Raw genomic sequence first — 3,593 nt, forward strand, 5'->3', positions numbered from 1 at the left:
GGCAGGGCAAGGCACACAGCGAGCCACGCAGGGCACTCGCGCCGTGGGCGCGCAGGCCTTGAGTGGCCGAGGCGCTCAGGTCGACGAAATAGGTACCGTCCAACGGCAGTCGCGGACGAAGTCCGGGAGCCACTTCCAGGCGGCGCGGCAGCGCCATGGCGAGGTCCCGCACCATCGGCCATGTATTGAAACGGCTGGGGTCGACCAGGCGCGAGCCAGCCCAGAGCGACTCGTAAAAATCTGCGTTGATGCGACGGAGGTCCGCAGCGGTCCGTTGGGGGAGGGCGATGCTGGGCATGCGCGAAGTGTGGCGCATGTGGCTGACGTCAACGTGAAGTGCGTGTATGCAATTCAGTGCGCGCCATCACATCGTGGACAGTTCGACGACGCGGGTCGAACGCCGCCACGCCGAACCAGACCACCCATGCGATGGCGACCGCCCACAGCGCGCCGCGTGTGCCTGTCCACGGGGCAAGCCCGAGCAAGAGCAGCGGCAGTGCGGCGGACACCAGGCGGATCAATGCCTGCCCGAACGTCACCGGGCCACCGCCGGTGGCGGTGAGGCGGATGCGCCAGGGCCGCATGCCCAGGGTCTGTCCGCCACGCATCCACGACGCCACGAAATACGCGGACACGACCAGGGCCTGCAGTGGCTGGTACCACCAGGCGATGTGCGCGTGTCCGTCGCTGGTGATCAGGGTGCCGCCGGTGACGCGCTGGCAGACGTAACCCACCACCATCACGATCGCGACGACGGCCAGCAGGTCATAGAGCAGCGCCATCAGGCGGCGCCACAACGGGCAGTACGTGGGAACGGTAGCGGTGATGGACGTCATCGAACGGGCAGCCGGTAAGAGGGAATCGCTTGCACGCGAGGTGGCCGGCGGCGAGCATCGCGTCCATGCAACAGGAATCACCAAGTATCGCCGAAGCGGACCGCATCAGCATCGATGGCTTCATCGAGCGCGTGTGGTCGGAGGACGGCCTGGCCGAGCGCACGCTCGAGGCCTATCGCCGCGACCTGGAAGCGCTGGCGCGTTGGCTGGGCGCACAGGGCCTCAACCTGCGCAGCGCGCGGCGCCAGCACCTCTCCGCTTACCATGGCAGCCAGCCGGTCGCGGTACGCTCGCTGGCGCGGCGCCAGTCGGCATTTCGCCGCTACTACGCCCATCTCGCACGCATCGAGCCGGGATTCGACGATCCCACGCTGTTGATCGAGCGCCCCAAGACGCCCCGCAGCCTGCCCAAGGCCTTGGCGGAACGCGAGATCGAGGGGCTGCTGGAAGCGCCGGATGTGACCACCACCCTGGGCCTGCGCGACCGCGCCATGCTGGAGCTGATGTATGCCTCGGGACTGCGCGTCTCGGAGCTGGTCGAGCTGCCGTTGAGCGCGCTGAATCTGCGCCAGGGCGTGGTGCGGGTCACCGGCAAGGGCGGCAAGGAGCGCCTCGTGCCGATCGGCGAAATGGCGGCGGAACGCATCGAGGCCTACCTCGCGACGGCGCGCCCTGTCCTGGCCAAGGGCCGGCAGCCGCGTGCACTGTTCCTGAGCAACCGCGGCGAGGGCATGACGCGGCAGATGTTCTGGACCCTGGTGAAGCGCCATGCGTCGACGGTTGGCATCGTGGCCAAGCGCATCTCGCCCCACGTGCTGCGCCACTCCTTCGCCACCCACCTGCTCAACCACGGCGCTGACCTGCGCGCCCTGCAGATGCTGCTGGGCCATAGCGCGCTCAGTACCACGCAGATCTACACGCTGGTGGCGAAGGAAGGCCTCAAGCGCCTGCACGCGCAGCACCATCCGCGCGGCTGAGGCGGCCCCGGGCGTGCCAACCCACCGGCAATCCGGTTCATCCGGCTGTGCGAGAATAAGCACTCCCCGTGTTCCCGCCTGGCGGGAACGCCGATCCATGAGGTAGACGATGTTCAAGCAATGGTTGTTGGCGCTGTGCGTCAGCGGTTTCGCGCTCAGCGCCTGCGCGGCCCCCGATGGCACCGCTGCCGGTCCGGAAAGCACCGTGCGCAAGGCCGTGCTGTCGTTCGCACCCAAGGTGAACATCGACTCGGTGAAGCCGGCCCCGTTCCCGGGCTTCTACCAGGTAATCGCGTCGGGCCAGCTGGTCTACGTGAGCACCGACGGCAAATACATGTTGAACGGCGACGTGATCGACCTCGCCAACCAGCGCAACATCGACGGCTGGGCCGACTTCCGCAAGGCCGAGCTGGCCAAGGTGCCCGAATCCGACCGCATCGTGTTCTCGCCGGCCAAGCCGCGTTATCACGTCACCGTGTTCACCGACGTCAACTGCGCCTACTGCCGCCAACTGCATGAGCACATCGCCGACTACAACAAGGCCGGCATCGCGATCGAGTACATCGCGTGGCCACGCGAAGGCGTAACCGACGCCGCGGGCCACACGACCCAGACCTACAACGAGATGGTCTCGGTGTGGTGCTCGGCCGACCGCAAGGCGGCGTTCACCGCGGCCAAGCAGGGCAAGGCCCCCAAGGCGACCAACTGCCCCAATCCGGTGAAGGACGAGTTCGAGCTGGGCGTGAAGCTTGGCGTGAACGGCACGCCGTCGGTGATCGGCGAAGACGGCACGATGCTGGGCGGTTACATGACGCCGGCGCAGATGTTGCAGCGGCTCGGCAAGGGCAGCTGAGGGCGATCTCGATGTGTGCGGCTTGGCGGTCTTTGCGAAGGCCGTCATGCCGACGCAGGGGCGGTACCGGTTTTGTACCGCTTTTTGGTTTTGGGATGGCGTTGCTCGCGCGCTATCCAGTTGTCTTGCGGCGTAGCACCTCCACGCATAGGCCTCTGTAGGAGCGCACCCAGTGCGCGATGGCCTCTCGCGACAGTCTCCATGGTCGTCATCCCGGCGCAGGCCGGGATCCAGTAGTGTCCAGTCTTCGGCTGTCGCGATACGGCTAGGTTGCCGCTTACGCAGCGGGCGTTTCGACGTCCTGCCGGCGACGCGAAGCTAGTCCCATGGGACCGCCGAGTCACTTTTCTTTTGCTGGCCCACGCACGCGCAGGAGCGCGTGCGAACGGCGGAGCCGGCCCGTAGGGCGGAGGGCAGGATGCCCGGAGTCAAAGATCCCACGGGGACTAGCTTCGCGTCGAAAGTAACCCAAAGAAAATGGCCTTCAGAGCCAAGGCTCATAGCAGTACGAGAGATAGAAGCGTCGGATGAGCGAGGCCGGCCGGGAAAGGCTCGTTACTACCTCGAACGGAGCGGCTACACCGCCACGCGCCGTAGCGGAGAGGACTCAAAGCCACTTCGCTCAGCCGCGATGAAGTCTATGGAGCGCCACACACTGCCCCCTCTCCCCTCTGGGGAGAGGGCTGGGGTGAGGGGTGGGGCTCGCGAAATTCCTCACTACCTCTGTAGGAGCGCACCCAGTGCGCGACCGCAACGTTGCAACGCACCTTGGCCTTGTGTCATCGCGACCATCGCAGTTCGAGGCAACCCTGTCAGTCCGCGGTCGCGCACTGGGTGCGCTCCTACAAGGAGACGCCACGCGGAGAAAATGACCCGCCCTCCGGCAGGAGGGCGGAAGCCCGCGGCAGGCGAGCCCGATCGCAGAAA

3 protein-coding genes and 1 pseudogene are annotated in these 3,593 nt (G+C 66.6%); 2 read left to right on the top strand and 2 right to left on the bottom strand.

The window, feature by feature from the left end; genetic code table 11:
• Positions 1–316, bottom strand: a pseudogene (locus tag JMF82_RS21685) (SAM-dependent methyltransferase); the annotation flags it as partial.
• A 10-nt stretch (positions 317–326) separates the two neighbouring features.
• The gene (locus JMF82_RS21690) at positions 327–836 is read right to left on the bottom strand and encodes an RDD family protein (protein ID WP_201316598.1); all 510 of its coding nucleotides are present in this window, start codon (positions 834–836) and stop codon (positions 327–329) included.
• A gap of 65 nt (positions 837–901) precedes the next feature.
• Between JMF82_RS21690 and xerD the strand changes: the two genes are divergently transcribed.
• On the top strand, positions 902–1,813 hold the full coding sequence (gene xerD, locus JMF82_RS21695) for a site-specific tyrosine recombinase XerD (RefSeq protein WP_201316599.1): 912 nt from the start codon (positions 902–904) through the stop codon (positions 1,811–1,813).
• Between the two features lie 109 nt (positions 1,814–1,922).
• On the top strand, positions 1,923–2,666 hold the full coding sequence (locus JMF82_RS21700; RefSeq protein ID WP_201316600.1) for a DsbC family protein: 744 nt from the start codon (positions 1,923–1,925) through the stop codon (positions 2,664–2,666).
• The last annotated feature ends 927 nt before the right edge of the window (positions 2,667–3,593 follow it).

Source organism: Dyella sp. EPa41 (assembly GCF_016586165.1).
GTDB lineage: Bacteria > Pseudomonadota > Gammaproteobacteria > Xanthomonadales > Rhodanobacteraceae > Dyella.